This window comes from Neisseria sp. HMSC068C04 (assembly GCF_001810105.1).
Classification (GTDB): domain Bacteria; phylum Pseudomonadota; class Gammaproteobacteria; order Burkholderiales; family Neisseriaceae; genus Neisseria; species Neisseria flavescens_B.
In genome coordinates this window covers 1-1,581 of the sequence record NZ_KV799905.1, presented here as the reverse complement: position 1 = coordinate 1,581, position 1,581 = coordinate 1, and the positions used below count along the sequence as shown (strand labels likewise).

Sequence of the window (1,581 nt, the reverse complement as noted above, 5' to 3'; positions counted from 1 at the left end):
CTGCCTTGGGTGTAATGGTAGCGGGTGATTTTACTTTTTAAGGCTGCCAGAAAAGGGATTCAAGCTTTTCAGACTATCTTTATAAAGGTTAGATTTTCACCCGACTTCCTCTTACTTCTCTAAGAATAGCCTATATTATTCTAGAATAAAGTAAATATTTCCCATATTATCTATATTATATAATTCTAGGAATTGCATTTTTAAATTATTCTCAATGACCATCTTTTTAAATTCATCCGTAACCCCATATATATAAGGTTTTAACTTGTCTCTAAATATGTACTTATAAGAAATATCTTTATAACAATCTAGAGATTTATTATCTAAAAAATCAATACTATTTTTTATATACAAAGCATATATTTCAGATGGAGTATTGTTGATTAGACATGGAAAAAATAGGGCCTCCTCTTTCAATTTATCCTGTGAAATTTCAAGAAATTTTTTTGAAAACAATAAAATCCCTGAAGATGAGAAATAAAAATCCGCATCCAAAATTTTAGAAAGTTGAGATTCAAACTCACCGTCATATGTCAGATTTATACGAGGTTTTTTTAGGAAGTTATCATCAATATTAAATTTAAAATAGTCTAAAATGCTATCCTTGTTGTTACCTTTTAAATTAAAAGAAAAATCAACATTAATGTTTTTTTTGGGGAAAATTGTATAGAGTTGCATATTATCTGATCCTATTTTTTAACTGAAAGGCCGTCTGAAAAGAGGACAAGCTTTTCAGACGGCCTCGATATGTGTTGGGTTTTCAATCCAACCTACCCTTACCTAATACCACCTATTAGCAGGACATTTTTCTTCATATTTGGCTAAATCACTCGATTTTATCTTGTTTAAAGACACTAATTGTCTACATAATTTCTGAAATCTACCGAAAGATTCACAATCTCCAGCGACAGAAGCATAAAACCATAGATACTGATCAATTTCTTCCAAGGAAGATAATTTACAAATATTATCTATTTGATTTTCCATGATTCTATCAGCTACTTCATATTGCTCATTATCAAATAATTTATCTAAAATCGATTCAAACTCTTCAAAATTATTAAAAATCATCTTTATATTCCTAATTAATTAAACGATATGATGCAGAAGGAACTGATCCCCGAATTAAGATTTCCTGATCTTTAATCGCCCAATCTCTAGCACGTTGTCTACCCTTATTAACTAGACCCTGTCCATTGGAAATATCTATAATCTTAGAATCGTGGATTTTACATAAGTCAATTTCGACTAATTTGGCATTTTGGGATTTGGCATAAAATTGGGCTCGTGCTAATGATCTTGAAGTTGATATAAATTGTGTTCTATTCCTCCAATTTTCAACATGCTCCTGAACTGTATGCGGATTATTTCTTGATTTGGGAGATAAGTCTTTTTGTTGCGCAGCTTCTAAAGCTTGTGGTTGTGTTAGAGCACGATATACCAAACCACAATATTTCTTCAATCCTAATGGATCAACCCACCCAACCGGATTCGGCGCATACTCAAACAGATTCATTCCGCCCCGCAAACCAATCGGATCCTGACTCACAAACCGCCCGATTTCAGGGTCGTAATAGCGGA

The 1,581-nt window shown here is 32.4% G+C and carries 3 protein-coding genes; all 3 read right to left on the bottom strand.

Features of this window, described 5'->3' with window-relative positions; genetic code table 11:
* Positions 1–135: 135 nt before the first annotated feature.
* The gene (locus HMPREF2700_RS11985; protein WP_070589435.1) at positions 136–678 is read right to left on the bottom strand and encodes a hypothetical protein; all 543 of its coding nucleotides are present in this window, start codon (positions 676–678) and stop codon (positions 136–138) included.
* Between the two features lie 102 nt (positions 679–780).
* Entirely contained in the window at positions 781–1,071 is a 291-nt protein-coding gene (locus HMPREF2700_RS01360; protein WP_070589432.1) for a hypothetical protein, read from the bottom strand.
* Between the two features lie 10 nt (positions 1,072–1,081).
* On the bottom strand, positions 1,082–1,581 hold a 500-nt coding region (locus tag HMPREF2700_RS01355), incomplete at its 5' end, for an RHS repeat-associated core domain-containing protein (protein ID WP_141745809.1).

Coding starts and splice junctions, on each gene's coding strand:
- HMPREF2700_RS11985 (WP_070589435.1), bottom strand. CDS start 678: ATGCAACTCTATACAATTTTCCCCAAAAAAAACATTAATGTTGATTTT.
- HMPREF2700_RS01360 (WP_070589432.1), bottom strand. CDS start 1,071: ATGATTTTTAATAATTTTGAAGAGTTTGAATCGATTTTAGATAAATTA.